The sequence below is a fragment of the Paenibacillus sp. MZ03-122A genome (assembly GCF_024213325.1).
Classification (GTDB): domain Bacteria; phylum Bacillota; class Bacilli; order Paenibacillales; family Paenibacillaceae; genus Paenibacillus; species Paenibacillus polymyxa_B.
In genome coordinates this window covers 474,015-493,153 of record NZ_JANAVI010000003.1, presented here as the reverse complement: position 1 = coordinate 493,153, position 19,139 = coordinate 474,015, and the positions used below count along the sequence as shown (strand labels likewise).

General features: G+C 43.4%; 16 protein-coding genes and 1 pseudogene. 4 read left to right on the top strand and 13 right to left on the bottom strand.

Going from position 1 to position 19,139, the window contains the following annotated elements; translation table 11 throughout:
- Positions 1-204: 204 nt before the first annotated feature.
- The 8 genes from NLX74_RS09475 to bcaP form a co-directional block, all read right to left on the bottom strand.
- A complete protein-coding gene (locus tag NLX74_RS09475) occupies positions 205-1,506 on the bottom strand; it encodes a hemolysin family protein (RefSeq protein WP_254328606.1) in 1,302 nt (433 codons plus the stop codon).
- A gap of 388 nt (positions 1,507-1,894) precedes the next feature.
- The gene (gerQ, locus tag NLX74_RS09470) at positions 1,895-2,356 is read right to left on the bottom strand and encodes a spore coat protein GerQ (RefSeq protein ID WP_235309726.1); all 462 of its coding nucleotides are present in this window, start codon (positions 2,354-2,356) and stop codon (positions 1,895-1,897) included.
- Positions 2,357-2,412: 56 nt separating this feature from the next.
- Positions 2,413-2,835, bottom strand: coding sequence for a cell wall hydrolase (locus NLX74_RS09465; protein WP_061828283.1), 423 nt, complete (start codon positions 2,833-2,835; stop codon positions 2,413-2,415).
- A gap of 120 nt (positions 2,836-2,955) precedes the next feature.
- Entirely contained in the window at positions 2,956-3,705 is a 750-nt protein-coding gene (locus NLX74_RS09460; protein ID WP_061828282.1) for an SDR family NAD(P)-dependent oxidoreductase, read from the bottom strand.
- A gap of 136 nt (positions 3,706-3,841) precedes the next feature.
- Positions 3,842-4,237 (bottom strand): DUF2500 domain-containing protein, encoded by a 396-nt coding sequence (locus tag NLX74_RS09455; protein ID WP_013371386.1) that lies wholly within the window; start codon positions 4,235-4,237, stop codon positions 3,842-3,844.
- Positions 4,238-4,426: 189 nt separating this feature from the next.
- Positions 4,427-4,609, bottom strand: a complete 183-nt coding sequence (locus NLX74_RS09450; RefSeq protein ID WP_061828281.1) for a hypothetical protein — start codon at positions 4,607-4,609, stop codon at positions 4,427-4,429.
- Positions 4,610-4,762: 153 nt separating this feature from the next.
- Entirely contained in the window at positions 4,763-6,013 is a 1,251-nt protein-coding gene (locus tag NLX74_RS09445) for a WD40/YVTN/BNR-like repeat-containing protein (protein WP_254328529.1), read from the bottom strand.
- Between the two features lie 163 nt (positions 6,014-6,176).
- The gene (gene bcaP / locus NLX74_RS09440; protein WP_254328528.1) at positions 6,177-7,568 is read right to left on the bottom strand and encodes a branched-chain amino acid transporter BcaP; all 1,392 of its coding nucleotides are present in this window, start codon (positions 7,566-7,568) and stop codon (positions 6,177-6,179) included.
- Between the two features lie 231 nt (positions 7,569-7,799).
- On the opposite strand from bcaP, the gene NLX74_RS09435 reads away from it, so the two are divergent.
- Positions 7,800-8,729 carry an L-lactate dehydrogenase gene (locus NLX74_RS09435; RefSeq protein WP_013310450.1) on the top strand — a complete coding sequence of 310 codons (930 nt, stop codon included), beginning with the start codon at positions 7,800-7,802 and terminating at the stop codon, positions 8,727-8,729.
- Positions 8,730-8,847: 118 nt separating this feature from the next.
- Here NLX74_RS09435 and NLX74_RS09430 read toward each other — a convergent pair whose 3' ends face one another.
- The gene (locus tag NLX74_RS09430) at positions 8,848-9,945 is read right to left on the bottom strand and encodes a DUF3900 domain-containing protein (RefSeq protein WP_069289650.1); all 1,098 of its coding nucleotides are present in this window, start codon (positions 9,943-9,945) and stop codon (positions 8,848-8,850) included.
- A 387-nt stretch (positions 9,946-10,332) separates the two neighbouring features.
- Here NLX74_RS09430 and NLX74_RS09425 point away from each other — a divergent pair, with 387 nt between their 5' ends.
- Together NLX74_RS09425 and NLX74_RS09420 are read left to right on the top strand one after the other, a co-directional pair.
- Entirely contained in the window at positions 10,333-11,550 is a 1,218-nt protein-coding gene (locus NLX74_RS09425; RefSeq protein ID WP_254328605.1) for an MFS transporter, read from the top strand.
- Positions 11,551-12,277: 727 nt separating this feature from the next.
- Positions 12,278-14,239, top strand: coding sequence for an endonuclease MutS2 (locus tag NLX74_RS09420; protein ID WP_254328527.1), 1,962 nt, complete (start codon positions 12,278-12,280; stop codon positions 14,237-14,239).
- Between the two features lie 198 nt (positions 14,240-14,437).
- Here the strand turns inward: NLX74_RS09420 and NLX74_RS09415 are convergent, their stop codons facing one another.
- The 4 genes and pseudogenes from NLX74_RS09415 to NLX74_RS09405 form a co-directional block, all read right to left on the bottom strand.
- Complete coding sequence (locus NLX74_RS09415; protein ID WP_254328526.1) at positions 14,438-15,340, bottom strand: ROK family protein; 903 nt, start codon at positions 15,338-15,340, stop codon at positions 14,438-14,440.
- 36 nt (positions 15,341-15,376) lie between these two features.
- Positions 15,377-15,843: pseudogene (locus tag NLX74_RS25810) on the bottom strand (HAD hydrolase family protein); the annotation flags it as partial.
- Between the two features lie 289 nt (positions 15,844-16,132).
- The gene (locus NLX74_RS09410; RefSeq protein ID WP_061828272.1) at positions 16,133-17,089 is read right to left on the bottom strand and encodes a tyrosine-type recombinase/integrase; all 957 of its coding nucleotides are present in this window, start codon (positions 17,087-17,089) and stop codon (positions 16,133-16,135) included.
- A gap of 392 nt (positions 17,090-17,481) precedes the next feature.
- A complete protein-coding gene (locus NLX74_RS09405; RefSeq protein WP_254328525.1) occupies positions 17,482-17,814 on the bottom strand; it encodes a hypothetical protein in 333 nt (110 codons plus the stop codon).
- Positions 17,815-17,983: 169 nt separating this feature from the next.
- On the opposite strand from NLX74_RS09405, the gene aiiA reads away from it, so the two are divergent.
- A complete protein-coding gene (gene aiiA / locus NLX74_RS09400) occupies positions 17,984-18,739 on the top strand; it encodes a quorum-quenching N-acyl homoserine lactonase AiiA (protein ID WP_235309717.1) in 756 nt (251 codons plus the stop codon).
- Positions 18,740-19,139: the final 400 nt, after the last annotated feature.

The window sequence follows — 19,139 nt, the reverse complement described above, 5'->3', positions numbered from 1 at the left end:
GCCTCCCAAAATTTAATGATCATGTAAATGGATAAGATTTTCAACGTAGAGGAAGTTTCTTTGTTATTGTCAACCCAGTCGATTGTAATTAGGTTGACAATAACACGAACATCATATCAATTCATGTCCTTTCTGTAAAGGAGGCAAATTAAAAAGCGACCCCACATCGTTCAAGGTCGCTCTCAAGATTTATTCCGTATTCCGTTATGAGACTCCTGCTTTTTCCACGATAATAGGCTGTTTTATCAGCCGAATACGTGAAATCCGCTTATTTTCAACTTCTTCTACCGTGAACATACATCCCTCAAACAATACAGACTGGCCAGGCTGTGGAGGAATAACCTCGACATGTGAGTATAGCCAGCCCCCTACCGTATCATAATCCTCATGATCAAGATCCAGTCCAAAGCGATCGTTCACTTCATCAATTAATAACATGCCGTCAATGGAAAATTCCTCGTCATTAATCTGCTCACAACTCGGACGTTCCTGATCGAACTCATCCTGAATTTCACCAACGATTTCTTCCATAATATCTTCCAGTGTTACCATACCCGATGTCCCGCCATATTCATCAATCAAAATGGCGATTTGCGTCTTGCTGCGCTGCATGCGTTTGAGCAGATCACTAATTTGCGTAGATTCCGGGACAGCAAGAATCGGTCGAATCATCGTACGGGTATCCAGTGTGTTCGCCCGTAGAAGGTCCTTAATATGGATAAAGCCGATAATATGGTCCTTATCTTCGGCGCAGATTGGATAACGGGTTCTCATGCTTTCCGTCGCAATCGCGAGATTTTCTTCTGTGGACTCATTACTGTATAAGCAGATCATCTCAGTTCGCGGAATCATGATTTCCCTGGCGGTCGTGTCGGTAAAATCAAATATATTATCAACAAGCGCCAATTCCGTATTATCAATTAGTCCGCTCTTATTGCTTTCTTTCATCAGAATGCGTATTTCATCTCCGGTATGCGCGGAATCGTCATTTTCAGATACCGGCTCCAGACGGAATAAACGCAGTAGGCTGTTCGCCATTCCATTTAACGCCCATATGAATGGATACATCAACTTGTAAAACCAAGTCATCAGCATGGCTGAATACAGCGTAATGGTCTCAGATTTACGAATAGCTATCGTTTTGGGCGCCAATTCACCCAACACAATATGCAGAATCGTAATAACAATAAATGCAATAACCACGGCAGTACCGTGCACATATACCGCTCCTAATCCAGCGGCTGTAAATACAGGTTCGATCAAATGTGCGATGACCGGCTCTCCGATCCATCCTAGTCCCAACGATGCTAGTGTAATACCCAACTGGCAGGCAGACAAATAAGCGTCCAAGTTGTGTAACATATTGGCGGCGTACACGGCCTTTTTATTGCCCGCTTCCACCAATGTTTCAATACGGCTGCCTCTGACCTTCACCATGGCAAATTCCGCAGATACAAAAAAACCATTCAATAGTACTAATGCAAAAACAATAAATAAGTTAAACATACTCGGTAAAGGGTCACTCAATATGCTCCCCATCAGCCGTCATTACGGCAGACAGGCGCACCTCCTTCGGATAGTTTCATCATAGACAGAACGATAACACATCATAAGCAGCGTCAACTTCCCAACACATTCACTCCCTCCGGCTTCCAAAGCCATATTCCGCATAAATGATTAGATCATTCATCAGCTTATATTTAATTATATAACTATACTCTATACAGTCAAACCACAAGCAATGTCAGAAAAAACAGCCCCCCTATCATTTAGGTCATAAAGCTCTCGTTTTCGCCGCTTACCATCAAGAAAGCTACTATATTTGAGAAAGATTATAAACAAAATACATCCCCTGCCGTCTGGCAGAGGATGTAGACTCATATATATGAAGGCATCAGCGAACCGGGGATGCACCCGGATTTCCGATGACGCCGGGATATTGGTACAACAATGGCTCATCAAACGTTGCATAGTCCAGGTTTAGCATCAGCAGAATGGTCCGTTTGCCTGTCGCCGGATCACTAATAATAATGTGATCCCGACCTGCTGCTTCCAGAATGCCTTTGAATATTTTCGCATTCCATTCCCGGTTATTTTCATAGGTCATATAAAAGGTTCCCGTTTTGCCTAAGTTCAAGCGTAAAATATTTTCGATGTATGATTGCTCGTATTGCGGAGTCTGAACCTGCACTACGGTACCCGTTGGTGTCATAGGGCTGCCACTACTTACTTGAGGTGGAAAGCCAGTCATAGGCTGCGGCTGCATGGTTCCCATTGGAGCCATCCCTCTTGGCCATTCGGGATATCCGTTGCCGGAAGCATAAGATACGGGACGGTAAGCTTGCTGTGAAATCATGTAAATTCCTCCTAAAATGGTTTTAATTTAATTCTTCAAGCCATTCTGTAAAGTGTCTAATATACATTAGGACAATCCTGTACAGACGGGCTAAAAAAGCAGTGGGCTTTAAAACGCCCGGTATTGGTCTGGTCATACCAAGTGCCCGGACAGTTTCCTGCTGGTCTGAAAAACCATAATGCATTGGATGCCGGATGTAGCTTTTCTCCATTGATTACACGCTGGGCAAGTCGAATGTCCCGATCACGGGCTTTCTGATAAAAATACCCCTTCTGAGTGGCTTCAAAACCTCCGGGGCTTTGAAACACCATGTCATTCATGAGACGTATCCCCCGGAAATCTAGGCAATTGGATAAAATTCGGTTCACACCGACATTCCCAACCATGAGCATCCCCATCTCGCCTTCACCTTCAGCCTCAGCCCGCATCAGCCGGGCGAGGGTCCTTACATCTTCTGAGTTGGTCTTGATTACAGCCACCGCGTCCCCTCCTCGCTTCTCCATCACATACCCTATCGTATGGTACAAATGCCCAATGGGTGACAGTCCAGAAAAATAAAAAAATAGCCCCAAGACTGGGACTACTCATTCAGGCTTTTATTATGGCTCATAAATCATTTTACGCGTCATGCCACCATCTACTACCAGATTCGTGCCTGTTACAAAATCATTGCCAGGTTGTGTCAAATACAGACAGGCCCGTGCGATGTCCTTAGGGGTTCCTACTCGCCCAGACGGATGCTGTTGATGGTCTTCTGCACGCAGTTTCTCATAATCGCCGGCTTCAATCCACCCTGGACTGATGCAATTGACCTGAATCCCGTCCTTTCCTAGCGATATGGCCATCGCGTGTGTAAGGGCCGCAATCGCTCCTTTGGATGCCGCGTAGGCTTCTGTATCCGGCTCTGACATGAAAGCTCGTGTAGAGGTCATATTGACCACAGAGCCACCTTCTGCGTTTCGTTTCATCACCTTAGCTGCTTCCCTAGTGGCAATAAAACAGCTGCGTACGTTTGTATTCAGAATGTCATCCCATTCTGCTATCGTTAACTCATAAGGAGATTTCCATTTGGACACGCCAGCGTTGTTAATTAGCGTATGAATCGTACCGTATTCTTCTTCCGTGGCACGGATTAGCGCTACAATATCTTCTTCCTTCCGAACATCACAAGGAATAAAAATGGCCTGATAGCCCTCGTTCCGGGCCGCTGCAGCGGCTGCTGCACCCTCCTCCTCATTGTGGTCGGCAAATACAACATGGGCACCCTGAGCAGCGTAGGCAAAAGCGACTTCTTTCCCGATGCCATGCGCCGCTCCTGTTACAATAACAACTTGTCCCTCAAATGACACAAATCATTCCTCCTCTGAACTACACTGTTCTAGTATATATGTACCAAAATGTGCTGTACAAGAAACATCTACAGCCCTCTACCCTGGCATCTCGCAGAAGGCTGTAAATGAATCCAAAAAATAATTAGACTGAATTCTACATTTTAACCTGTTCCAAGCTATAGCGATTAAGACGCTGAAACCCGATATACCTTGTACCCTGAAAAGTAAGCCGTCCCTCATCCCCTTCAGCGCATTGACCATATTCTTCCCCAGATACCTTAAACTCCATCCGGTCGCCACTTTCCACCTCGAAGGTTACGTAATAGAAAGTATAGGTACGAGTCCCTTGTTCCTCCTGCCGCCTCTGTTGGAGATGTGTCCTTCTGGCTGTAATTCGGGAACCGACCGTCAATACAGGCTGCCTTTTATTCCGACTCCATTCCATGACTTCCCTGCCTGCAGACAACACGACAATACCCAACACGACAACGAAAAATACGGGCAGTACCGTGCCCAGCCAATCGAACATCCATAATGACTCAAAACCCATGCACCGCACTCCTCTCCGCCAGGCATTTCACAGGGAAACTACCGGGCATCCTGACCTGACCTAAGCTTTCTATAACAGTATATGTATGTTCCTGCCCAAATTTGATAGCAACCCTCAAGAACGCCAAGAGCCCCCACGGAATTATCCGGGAGGGCTCAAGATATGGCGATATCAGAATGATGCATCGATTTACACATGTACAAGCTGGAGATAACGTTGTGTTTCATCCAGAACTTCATGATTTTCGTCTTCAGCGTAACGCTCTGCACACTGCTTGCAGTCCTCTTCAGTCGTGCAACCATAGGCATCCTGGCAAGTATAACAAAATTGAAGGTAGTATTGGGTTAACATATGATCCTGATTCGCTCTCATGATTATCACTCCTATCGTTGTTTACAGGTTTAGTATAACAGCGGCTTATTTGTTAGTTTGTGATTTTTTTCACATATAGTCATATAAAATTTAAATTTTTTAAAAATAAAACGCCCTGGGAAAAACACCCCAGGGCAATCACCTTTATAGCGATTATAAAATTCTCCAGTTCGCACCGCCGTCCGTCGTTTTCAGCAGCAGTGACTTTTTGTCATCAAGGCGTTCCAAAAGAAGCCAACCCACCGAAGAAGAAGCGAAACGGAGCTTAACCGATCGTGGGTAGTCTTTTAGCTTCAAAGGTAGCACTTTGTTGCCTGTGAGACTTGTCCACGTCTTCCCCCCATCCATTGTACGGCTCATTCCGGTCTCGGTTATGATCCACCCTTCCTTTTCATTTAGAAACGTACGGCCAGGGATAATAGAATTAATGTTGCTACTCAGACCCAAAGGCACACCGTTCCATTGTGTCCCTGTATCGTTTGTAAACAGTCCGTTATATTTTATGGCCTTATCCCCATAGCAAAGAACCGGAATCCAGTACGAGGCACTGCTCCCTTTCAGAGACTGCTGGGCTTCTGCTTTTGCCTGAGGACAGCCCTGTATTCTGTTAGCTACCGGAGTCCAGGTTTTCCCTTGATTCAAAGTCTTGTACAACTTAACACTGTTATCCAGATTGATCGCTACAAACCCCTGATTGTTGGAAGAAAAGCTCATCCCCGCCAGGCTGCCCCGATCGGGTAAACCTGAGCCTGATTTGTTGGATGTCATACCCGAACTTTGCGCAACTTTATTCCATGTGGCTCCCCCGTCAGTGGTGTGATACAACAGTTTTTGTTGATCCTGCTCATTCAGATTTACATATGCCATGATCCAGCCAGTAGTTGGATTTACATATTGAATCGAGTTCACATGGTCCCCACTTGGAAGCGCTGAAACATCCCAGCTCTGTCCTCCATCTGCTGTTCTCAGAATGACGGTTGCTGTTTTGTCCAAATTTTGACGGACAACCCAACCGTGACGAGAATCAGTGAAACTGATGTCCTTTCCATATTCAAGCTTGTCTTGAAATTGGACGTTTTCGGAGGGGGAAATATTATTCCATGTCTTTCCGCCATCATGAGTATCATAAAGCCGGAGCTCATTATGGGTAACTCCCCAAACTAACCCTTTATTGGTATCAATTAAATGAAAATCCGCTATTCGCGTCTGTACTACATATTTGGCGTTGGGATCGCCCACCTTTGGAGTCACTGGTGGATTAATTGTAATCGTCTGACCCTGGTCATCCGGTTCCTCAATCGGAGGTTTAGTTAACGTATCTGGGGCTTCAGCAGAACAGGCAGTCAGTAGAATGCCCGTCAGCAGCAGTACTCCCCCCAAGAGCGCACGCCAGCGCAGTTTCATATAAAAATCCTCCCTCGATGGCATGCTGTAATCACGTGCCAAAAGCGTATCTGAAACAGAATTATACCATAAACGCCTCTATGTGACACTTTTCGCGTAATGGCAAAAAAACCGGACCCTTCACAAGAGTGCAGGATGCCGGCTTTTTTTATACTAGAATTTATTAAGATTTACGGTTCAACAAACTTTTGTGGTATCCATAGAAGAAATAGATCAACAATCCAAGCAGGAGCCACACAATGAATCCAATCCAGGTGCTAATATGAAGCTGAAGCATCAGACCGATGCAAACCAAAGCACTTAAAAGTGGGAGCAACGGAACCCACGGCACGGTAAAGCCTCTTTTCAAATCAGGGCGTTTCTTGCGCAGAACGATAACTCCTACCGATACCACAGCAAAAGCGAATAGGGTTCCAATACTCGTCAGATTGGTCAGTGCATGTAACGGGAACAATCCACTAGCCAATGCGATAATGCTGCCCACCAACCAAGTGCTTCGAATTGGCGTTTGAGTTTTAGCATTTATTTTAGATAAAAAAACGGGTAAAAGGCCATCACGTGACATGGAGAAAATTAACCGCGTTTGACCATACAAGAGCACCAATAAAACGGTCGTCATCCCCGCAATCGCACCGACTGAAATCAATCCGGCTACGAAATCCTGATGAATAAAGCGGAGAGCAAACGCAACAGGATCACTTACCCCCAGCTGCGTATAAGGTACCATTCCCGTTAGTACAACTGAAACCGCAATATACAGTACTGTGCAGATCGCTAGAGAAGAAATAATGCCGATGGGCATATTCCGTTGCGGATTGCGAACCTCTTCGGCTGCAGTTGAGATGGCATCGAAACCCAGATAAGCAAAAAATACGATTGCCGCAGCACTCAAAACACCAGAAAATCCATAAGGCAAAAATGGTGTCCAGTTGTCAGGCTTAACATAAAAGATACCGATCCCAATAAATAGCAATACAACTCCGACTTTAACACAAACCATTATTAAATTGAATCGGACCGTCTCCTTGGCTCCGAGACTCAGTAACAATGTGATGAGCATAATGATACACACGGCTGGTAGATCAATAATGGTTCCCTTGGTCGAATCGAAGGCTGCGGTTAAAGCCAGCGGTAAATGTACATCAAATCCAGCCAGCAAGCCTTGAAAGTATGCAGACCATCCACTACTCACAGAGGCGGCCGCCACTCCATATTCCAGAATTAGGTCCCACCCCAGTACCCAAGCCAAAATTTCTCCAAATACAATATAACTATACGCATAAGCGCTCCCAGCTGCGGGAACTGTAGATGAAAGCTCCGCATAGCACAAGGCTGCTAGTACGCAGGCAATACCTGCAATAACAAAAGAGAGCATCAATCCAGGACCTGCATTTTCTGCTGCTGCCTTGCCAGTAATAACAAAAATCCCGGTACCGATAATACATCCTACACCTAGCATGGTGAGATCAAAGGCACCCATTGTTCTCTTTAAGCGACCTGTAGATCCGCTTTCCTCATGCGGGAACAGTCCTGTTTTTTTTCGAAATAAGTCCATATGCCGAATCCTCTTTCCATAATTTCATGCGTCAATATCGATGCTGCAACGCTTTAGTGCGTGTTCTTATCATTCGATTAATTATTAGCGAGCTCGCCTTTGAAGTCAAGGAAAAATGTCATATTTCTTTGCGGTGGGTAAATATATACGGTACACTAAGTTGGAAAGATAAAATTTTAAGAAATAGCCCAAAATGAAAAGGTATTCAACCCGAGAAGGAGATGAGATTTTATGAGCTTAAAACCTTACAAACGAAGTAGAGTGGCCATTGTCGGCATGGGGGCGGTTGGCACAACAACCGGCTATACCCTACTGCTGCGCCAACGCATGTCAGAACTTGTCTTTATTGATGTCAACGTCAAAAAGGCGAAGGGGGAAATGCTCGATATGAATCATGGGCTTCCCTTTCTCGGTGGTGTCAAAGTGTGGGCAGGTGATTATGAAGACTGCCGTGATGCAGATATCATTATTGTTACAGCGGGCGCTTCACAAAAGCCGGGAGAAACGCGCATTGATTTACTGAAGCGTAATGCCGAAATTTTTGAAAGTATTATTGATAATATCGTCAAGGTCAATACACATGGCATTTTGCTGATCGCAACCAATCCAGTGGACATTCTCTCCTACATCTCTTGGAAACGCAGTGGTTGGCCTTCAAGCAGAGTCATTGGATCAGGAACGTTGCTGGACAGCGCACGCTTCCGCTATCTGATTGGAAAGCAAAAGGGCATCGATCCACGAAGCATCCACGCCCATATTATTGGAGAACATGGTGACTCTGAGTTACCTGTATGGAGCACAGCCAACGTAGCTGGAACTCCGCTGGAACTGGGTGAAGAAACGAAAAATGAAATTTTTGAAAATACCAAGAATGCTGCCTATGAAATTATAGATGCTAAAGGCGCAACTTCTTATGCTATAGGGCTGGCTCTCGACCGAATCGTAGCCGCCATTCTCGGTGACGAGGGGTCGGTACTTAATGTGTCCACCTTGCTGGAAGATTATAACGGAGTATCTGACGTATATTTAGGTGTTCCAAGTATCGTAGATCACAATGGGGTACGTGAAATTTTGGATCTTCCGCTCAATGACGAGGAACGTGCCAGGTTGCTTCAATCTGCGGACAAGCTGAAAGATCAAATTAGCAAAGTTCATATGTAGATCAGGAACATAAAAGCTAAACAAAACTGGCCTCCACAGCGGTAATATCCGTTGAGAGGCCAGTTTTTTAGTCATTATAATGTAAAAGTTCAGTTTGTCGTCTTGTTTTGCATTCGAATTACCAAGGCGGCGTATCGCCATCCTCATTTTCATGCTGGCGTTTCTCTTTTAGCCGCTCAGCCACCGTTTCAAACGATTCAGGTTGGAGCAACTCAATCGGTGAAAATCCCTTTTCAAACGTAAATGCATCGCCTTCAATAATAAGTGCATATCTATCATGAAGTTTCGTGATGTGCAGCTTGGCGCCAAAGTCGGACAGTAGCCCACGCACGGCCGTATCATCTAGTTTAAAACGAACTTCAATTTCTGGTTTCAGCTCGACAATATGCTGTGCAGCCTCTACGACCTGAAGGGGTTCCCATTTCCCTTGCAAATCCCGTTTTTCGCTAGCCGCCCACAATTCCAGATCACGCTCTTCCTGCTGTCTTTCCTCATTAGATGCATCCGGCCATTTGGTTTCTACATAGTTCTGAACGAAGCCCATGACATGCTCATTGACAATTTCGGGCATGGATTGCTCATAGGTCACGAATTTCAAAAAATCTTCAAAATACCGGGCATGCGAAGACTGGTGAATTTTAAGCTCCCACTCATCGTTCATCCCCTCCTCAAGCATGTAAGGATACATGATGGATTTCATATTACGGGCAGAAATAGCCATTTCGACCTCACTCACCAGACTGCTTTCAGTAATTCTGGCAATTTTAGGTTCAAAATCACATTTAAGCACAAAAATAAACGGATCATCCGAGTGTGTATTCAAGGTAGCCTGTACAATGATCAGCGCTCCGCCGCGTACTGCGCTCGTATCCAGATACATCCGCACCAGATCGTCACAAGCATTTTTAAAATCTTCCTTATCCTCTGCTGCCCGCAGTCGGGCGAACATATTGAAATTCGGATTACTGCTCAATTCATGCTCCGGTTCGACGATAAAGCGGCCGATTTTGGTCGGTGCCTGCTCTGTGCTGGGATTTTTTTCAACCTTCCGCTTGCTAATACGAGTAAATTCCCCGTCCAGAAATTTTTTAACATCGCTTTCGTCATAATCGTAGTCGTCCATTGTAGCGTAATGCTTATAGGACTTACCACCCTGTCCTTCTTTTCCATCTACCTGAATTACAAAAAAAGATAAAAAATCCACTTGAAAGTTCATTTATGTTCCATTCGCTCCTTTTCAGGCATGTACGCGTAATTATATCACTATGATTTTAAAAGGTACATCGGATTCAAAGCCCTATTATTAGACAAGCAATTTAGTTAACACAATATATATTATATTAACTTTTTTTTGATTAGATATTATTACCAACTCACAAGTTTAAAGTGAGTACTTTATCACTATTCTAATTCACGTCCTTAAGGATCATTGACCTCTTTATTTCCATGCTCTACTTTCTTCTTGGTTTCAAAAAAACATTTGACTAAACAATAGTTAATTTATTATATTATCTATTATTATATAGACAAAAATAATTTTTGTTTATATAAAACGATATTACAAGGGGTTCGCACCTTGAAAACAGGAAAGGAGAGTTTGTTGTTGTTTAAAAATCCATATATAAGAACCATTATCGCCTCCAATGCGCTGTTAAATTTGGGCATTTGGGTGCGCAATTTTGCCATACTGTTGTATGTAACAGATTTGACTCATAATGATCCCGTCTACGTATCGCTCATTTCGGTTGCTGAATTCATGCCTATTTTTCTGTTCGCTATCATTGGAGGAACATTTGCGGACCGCTGGCGGCCCAAACGGACTATGATTAGTTGCGATTTGCTATCCGCGGCCTCTATTTTTATTGTCTTGTTGGCATTATGGTACGGGTCATGGCAGATGCTTTTGCTGTCTACTTTCTTTTCGGCCATTCTATCTCAATTTTCTCAGCCGTCTGCAATGAAGATATTTAAGCAGCATGTAGCACCAGACCAGCTTCAGGGAGTGATGGCCCTTTTTCAATCTCTCATGGCATTATTTATGGTTATCGGTCCTGTTATCGGTACATTTATTTATCAACACTTTGGAATTTTCTTTTCAATGTCTATAACCGGAATATTGTTTCTCATTTCGGCACTTGTCTTGACTCGTATTCCCCAAGATGAACAAGCACTTGAGATAGATGATCAACCCACTCATTTCATTCAAGAGCTTAAAGAAGGAATACGTTATGTATGGAATAACCGCACACTTCGCACGCTTGGGGGAACATTTACTGTAATTGGACTGGCGGTTGGACTTATTCAACCATTAATGATTTTTGTCGCCATTGAGAACCTTGGACAAAACAAGGAATTCCTGCAATGGCCATTAATGGCGAACGGAGCGGCTATGCTGGTGGGAGGCGGCCTGATTATGGGGGTTGCCAAAAAAGTACAGCCGCAATTGCTCCTGGTAGCCGGACTCTTGGTCAGCACACTGACAACCTGTGGTGTCGGATGGTCGCACAATATTGTGTTGACTATGGCACTACAAGTTTTCAGCGGCCTATTTTATCCTTGCATTCATATCGGTATCAACACGATGATGATGAAAAATGCCGAAGCTGCATTTATCGGCCGCGTCGGTGGTGCCCTCTCTCCCCTGTTCTCCGGGATGATGGTCGTCGGTATGAGTATCGGCGGAACACTCAAACACGAATCCTCCCTGAATACTGTATATACCGTGAGCGCCGGTTTGTTTTTGGTCGGAGCGATGCTGTTGTTACCATTGCTTCGTGACAGGCAGCCTGTACAAGCTGTCATAGCCGATGATTCTGAATAACAGCACAAGAAACCGCCCCTGGAGATATGATATGGCATTCTCCGGGGGCGGTTTCTTAATGTTTGTATCATGATTTCATACGGATTATGACTCTCTTTCTTCATGCTCTTGATTACAATTATAATGATCATCATTCTCATTTAAAAGACATTATATTTTGTTAACATAATATATATTATGTTAACAAAATGATCCCTATTGTATCGAATTAAAGAAGTCGGCCTTGACTTCAACGCCCGTCCAATCGTATAGTATGGTTATATCTTCAATTAAGGGAGAGATTTTGATGTCGGTGAACGTTCTTAACTAAGCAATTGCATATTCAGGGAGTAACACCAGGCGCTTGTACCCTTCGGGGGCAGGTTTGTTTCTTGCTGTGTTGTTATCCTGATATTAGTTAAGAACATGCGGATATCATAAATCGCCTTCGGGATTATCTTCATCCAGGCCTTATTCCGTGCTGTGTTCAGCGCGGTTTTTTGTTTTCAGATTTTGTAACTTCCCTTTTCCATTCGATCCAAATAGCTTAGCAAAGAGCTGTTGCGTGAATGAATTGGAAACACGGAACTCGGAACTACAAAAGCTGTATAACAGGCTTATTTGTTGATAAATTCCCTCTTTCCTTAAGGGCGGAGAATGAACGTTTTGTTCATTCTCCGCCCTTTTTTATTTTAATAGCAAGTTTTCCAAAATCCTGACACTACACAATTAAAGGAGAGATTTATTCATGAACGAAACTACAATGCTGCGTTTGGAATATGATCAAATTAAAACAAGAGTTTCCGAATGTGCTTTTTCTTATCTGGGTAAGCATCACGCTGCTTCTATGTGCCCAATTACTGATGTCCGTACCATTAAGATTCGTCTTGACGAAACCAACGAAGCGTTACAGATCATTCGCCACGGAGCAAGCGTCCCTGTTCCTTCGTTGGAAGGAATGGAGCACATTCTTCAACTGCTCGGAACCGGGTATATGTTCAGCGAGCGTGATTTTTCTCATATGGCTCAATTCATTCGAAGCTGCATTCAACTCATAAAATATATGCATTCCAAGGCGGACGCTGCTCCAACCGTCAGCGCTTATGCATCTTCCATGTATAGCATGGAGCCACTTCTATCCGAAATCGAAAGATGTATTCATTCGGGACGTGTGACGGATATCGCCAGTAAAGAACTAGCTAAAATTCGCAAAAAAATTGCGGTTACTGAAGAACGCATCAAGAGAAAACTTGACTCTCTCACAAGCCGTCACCGATCCATTATGCAGGAAAATATGATTAGTCAGCGCAATGGCCGTTACGTGCTTCCTATCAAAAAAGAATTCCGTAAACAAGTGAAAGGCAATGTACTGGATGAATCGGGAAGTGGTCAGACGGTTTACGTTGAACCTGCCGAAATCACGAATCTGCAATTCGATCAGAGCGCAAACATGGCAGAAGAATCTAAAGAAGAAATGAAAGTGCTGGGAGACCTGACGGCAATGGCCGAGTCATACAACCGGGAACTAAGCATCAATACAGAGACTGTAGGTGTACTGGATTTTTTATTGGCAAAAGCCAAATACGCCATGACTCTGGATGCTGTCCCTGTCGAACTTAACCTTGACGGGATTATAGACATCCAAGGTGCACGTCACCCATTGATGTCCAATACCATGGTGCCGCTTGATTTCTCAATTGGTGAAGGATATTCCTCACTCATCATCACTGGACCGAACACAGGCGGAAAAACGATGGCCCTTAAAAGCGTCGGTCTATTAACACTAATGGTGCAATCTGGGCTACTGGTACCTGTTTTGCATGGTAGCCGAATGGCTGTATTCGAGGAAATTGTGGTAGATATCGGGGATGGACAAAGCATTGAACATGCTTTGAGCACCTTTTCTGCACACATTCGCAACATGATTAGCATTTTAGAAACAACAGGCAACTCTACTCTGATTCTGATTGATGAAATGGCATCCGGCACCGATCCAGGAGAAGGAGTAGGCCTTTCTATCGCGTTGCTAGAAGAATTCCATCGCCGCCGAGCGACAGTAGTGGCTACAACGCACTTTAGCGAAATCAAGCATTTTGCTGAAAACACACCGGGATTTCAGAATGCTCGTATGGAGTTTGATACCGAAACGCTACAACCTTTGTACCGACTTCGCATTGGAGAGGCCGGAGAAAGCTATGCATATGCAATTGCCTTGAAGCTGGGCATGTGGACACGTATTATCGAACGTTCTGAGGCCATTTCTGCAGGCAGAGCGTCTCGGAATACACAGGAATCGTTTGTTATTCCCCCTTCTGTGGATGATGAAAAGTCTGATGATGCAAATAATCTTTTTTCTAAAAAAGAGGCTTTAGACCAGACAGTCACAAAACGGGGTAAACAAGAAATTCCTCTCAAAACCAAGCCTTTTGCCCTTGGCGATAGTGTTTATGTAGGCTATCTGGATCGAACTGGAATTGTATACAAAACCGAGGATGAACGGGGTAATGTCGGGATTTTGATCCAAGGACAGAAGCTAACCATGAACAAAAAGAGGCTCGTCCTTCACATCGCTGCTACTGAATTGTATCCTGACGACTATGATCTGGATATTGTTTTAGAAACCAAGGAAAACCGCAAAAAACGAAAACTGCTGGGACGTAAGCATGTCGAAGGACTGATGATTGAATCTCCCCCGGAAAATGAAATATAGACGCATGCGTATATTCTCAACTGAAAAATAAGCTATTTTGCATTGTCAGTGAAACTTGAATCTGCAAGTGGACACTTGATAAGAGTGATTCACTTGCAGATTTCACCTCACTAAAAACATAATATATATTATGTAAACTTTATGCTTCCTTATTAGACAGGACAAGATAAATCAAACATCGAAATATAACTTTTGTTATCATTCAAGATGATAGGTTTGTTTGTAGTTATATATAGCACCTAGCAAATTCGCTTCATTGCCTAATTTACTCTGCTCAATATCTGCACGCACAAAATTTAAGATCGAATCTAGATAAAGTTTCTCTAGTTCTTCTTTAATAGTAATAACCAGTAAAGGATTTGCAGATATGCCTCCCCCAATTACAAACTTTTCAGGATCAAGAATCGTTTGCAAATTAATAATTTGTGTTGCGATGTTCCTACAGTATTCTTGAAAAATCGTTTGGACCGTGTGATCACCTTCTTCAATGAGCTTGAATACTTTTTCACCTGTCATAGAATCTGCAGGAAGCCCTTTAGCTTTGGCAACGGTTTTAGATAATACAGAACTACTCCCTTGCATACCAAGCAAATAATCAACATTGTCTGCATACTCATTGTTAGTTCTGATGAAGGAGAATTCCCCAGCCGATAAATGATGGCCTTTTAGCAATTTACCTTGAGAGATGATTCCACCGCCCATTCCGGTTCCAACGACCAGAACAACACCATCAGCGATTCCCTGTAATGAACCACACCATGCTTCTCCCAGAGAAGCGCATTTTCCATCATTTTCAATTGCTACGGGTAAATGAAACGCTTTCTTAAAAACTTCGATCATATTTATATCATTTATATATCTTAATGAACCGCCATGCACCATGTGACCGCTTTCCGAATCCACAATACCTGGCATGCTGACAGCTATACCTTCACATTCATCTATAAACTGATTATGAATTTGCTTCAAAGCTACAAGTAGATTCTCAAGTGAGTCCAATGGAGTTTTAACTTTCCCCTTACACATAAACTCACCTTGAAAATACAAACTAAATTTAATAAAAGAGCCACCAATATCAAAAACCAGTATTTTATTTTTCATGCTACGTATAGTCCTTTCATGATGCAATTTGGGGTTCTCATCCTCAGTAATCCCTAATATCTCTTGGAGTTTTCTTACCGTCTCCCCTTTATGGGTATGAAGTGCTGTAATATCCAGTCAATTTGCTTCAGAATCAACGATATAAATTTGACCCAGTAGAGTCTTTTCAACATGTTTTCTTAATAAGGGACTTCTTCCAGCTGGATCATATACAGTTATTTTAAGAAAGCTAATTTTGATTTGATCAAATGAATCAATCTTAACCACTTCTTTATACGAGCCTTTCACAATTTTATAGTATTCGTCTTGAATATGAGAATGAACAAATGCTGCTTCCGTTGTACATGCTATGATATTAAAATCATTGGAAAAACATTCGATATCTCTTATCGCTTGTAATGCTAGATTGTGTCCAATCGTAAACTCTTTGACGACGACTCCATCCTTTTAATCCGCGTAGCACTGTCCCCTAAGATCCAGATCCCTTTTCCGTGCTCGCCAAACTTACTACCAGTTTAAACATATATAAAATCCTCCAATATACACTAGAATCTGAGTTTATTTTCTAACAAGAGTGGATTAAAAGCTTATACATTTAACCTAGCTTATGAAACGCGTTCCAGGTCAAGTTCTAATGTGGGGTTCTCTCACAAGTTTACAACGTTCACAATATTGATGAGACAAAGTCGTTGATTTTATTTGCGAGTCGGGATATGACTCCCCATCAAGAGTTTACATAATAATAATTATGTAAACTCTTTTTTTGTTTAATCTCAATTTTCCAACATATACTCACAATCCTGATATTGGTATCTGAATATCCAGCTTATCCATTGCTTTTTCTTTTTCCCGATCAGTGACATGTGTATATACTGTGGTTGTCTGAATGGATGAATGCCCCAGTAGCTCCTGCACGGTACGCAGATCTGCTCCCTTACGTAATAGCATTGTCGCAAATGTATGTCTCAACTTATGGCTGGAATAAGCCTCCCGGCGTTCCATACTCTTATCTTGCTGGAATCGTTCGAACGTTTCTGTAGCGATCTGTTGAATGGTGCGCACTGCCAGACGGCGGCCTTTTTGGGATACGAACATCGCATCCTCTTTACCTCTCCACGGCGTCAATCTTTCCTCCAACGCATGCTCTACAAAATCACACACGGCTTCTGGTACCGGGAGAGTACGCCACTTCCGTCCTTTACCGAACACATCTAAGGTACGTCTTTCTCGGCTATAATCTGAGACATTCAATGAATGAACCTCCCCCACCCGCAATCCCATGTAGACCATCAGCAGAAAAATAGCCATATTGCGATTTGCATATTTCCCCTCCACCGCGAGCAAAAACGGATGAATATCCTTTTCATCCAGATAGACGGGCATACGATTCTTTTCAGTCTTTGCTTTTTTAATTCCCGCTGCCGGATTTGTGCTGCATAACTCAAATTCCTGTAGCGCTTTAAAGAAACTGTTCACCGCTGCATGCTTCCGGTTCCGCGTACTATCTCCGGCGCCTCCCTCCCGCGCTTTAGACAAATACGACATAACATGAATCTTCTTCACCTGATCGAGTGGTTTTTCACGCAACGTCCGTAAAAACTGCTTCACATCCCCCATATAATTTTTTTGCGTATGTATCGTATATCCTGCATCCTTCATCCAGATCAAAAAAGCTTCCAGCTCCTCAGTATATATTTCATCAATTTCTTCAGTTGTATCGAGTTCCACATGTCGCATCTCTTTTTTCATCTCGCTCGCCTCCAATTCAGTTCATATTCCGAAATATACTGTAAAACGATCATTTTCGTCTGATTTTTATCGACAATCCAATCGACATCTTATGCAGGAGGGATTCTAAAAGTCGTTTTAAACCTAAACAGCGTATAATTTATATTATACGCTGTTTTTTTAGTGCTTTTCAAGGGCAAATAGAGCGTTTTTCCTCTTGTCCAGCCTAGTATCGCCTTCAAGCAGACATTTCAAATCACTTAACGGCGTGACATAGGGTCAGAGGGGGGCGATCCCACAATGTAGACAAATTAAAACACGCTCAAGAAAAGTTCACCTAATGTAATTCATTCATATCCAAAACAAAACTAAATAGCCAATAGTCTTGCATGCGGCACCACTTCTCTACTTCATCAGCAAGCTGGGGGGCGCTGCTCTCGATCGGTAGCAGTCAAAATCGCCATAGTGGCCAAAACATGAATATCATGTGCAGCTTCCAACTCGCTATCCGGATCACCTTCCGGCGTGTGCACCATCTCCATATGATAGCCTGCTAGCTGATTGTAATTTTCACCCACTAGCAGCAGTGGATCACCAAGAATTTCACCGATTTCGAGATGATGACCGTGTGATCCAGCTTCTGGGCAAATTTCGAGCAGAGCGTAGAAACAGTCTTGTTCACAGGAAAAGCATGAACTGGCCTGCCTGACGGCAAATTTCTGCTGGACGCCTAAATGCCTTTTCATTTAAACTATTAAAAAATTAATTTTCTAAAGAGTGAGATTACAACGACAGCACGAGGCTCCAGCACCCGGATCTTACAAACGAAAATACAAACATCACTTTCCGTCAGCCAAACCCTGATTAATAACTACATAATAATTATTATGTAAACTACGATTGGAGGATGATTGTATGATTAACAGATTGTACTGGTTACCGATCGGTCAGCTTGATATTGATCGTTCCTCACTCAACCATCATGCACAGCCCGGTGAACTGGTGCGCCTGCAAATCTGGTCGTATCTGCTGGAGACAGATCACGGTCCGATTCTCATTGATACCGGTATGCCGGATTCGTTTATCGACAATCCAAATTATTTTAAAAGTACACCGTTTGAAGGGCGCTTCATTCCCCATATGTCAGCCGATGATAGTATCGTGGCTGTACTGGATCGGATCGGCTATCAACCGGACGATATCCATGCCATCGTAATCTCTCATATGCATATGGATCATGCCGGAGGCAATCCGCATTTTCCAAATACACCGATTTATGTGCAGCAGACCGAAGCAGACGCTGCGATCGGTAATCTGGAGTATGCGCCACCGGAATGCGTGCAGGCGGACTTGAATTACCGACTGCTTCAAGGGGATCATGAGCTGGTTCCAGGTTTGCAACTGTTCTATACTCCGGGGCATTCGCCGGGTCATCAGTCCGCGTTGGTCACAACAAAGGAATCGGGTCCGGTCATGCTGACGATTGATGTTGCCTACACGCAGGAGAATTACGCAAACGACGTGCCGTTTGACGGCTTTGACCGTGAACAGGCACGTCAGTCAATCGCCCGCATTCAGCAGATTGTGCAGGAGGTTAAGCCGAATCTGTTGTTCTTCGGTCATGATCCTGAGCAGGTAGTCGTTCAGCCGGTATATCCACAATACAAATAATGTTGATAAAGCAGCTATTTCTCCACCATTCCGGATCTTTTCGGTCCGGGGTATGATGAAAATGGTATTATGAATGCACACAAAATAGACGTATCCGGAGCCGTACTTCATTCGGATCATGGCTTCCAGTATACGTCTATGGCCGTACAACACAGGACTTGAAAAGTTCGGCCTCAAAGGCAAGCGGTGCGGACTGGCAGAATAGTCGTAATTCGGCTAGCTCCCCTCATGATCTCAATTTCTTCATCCGATTTTTAAATAATCATTATTGTATCTCCTCACTTCCAAAATGTTATAGCCTCTTATTCTTTTCTTTTCATTAGGTAGTTGTAATGACTCCGACATTTAGAACTGCAAAATTTGGTTAACTGAGCTCGCTAATATGGAATAAACCAATGAT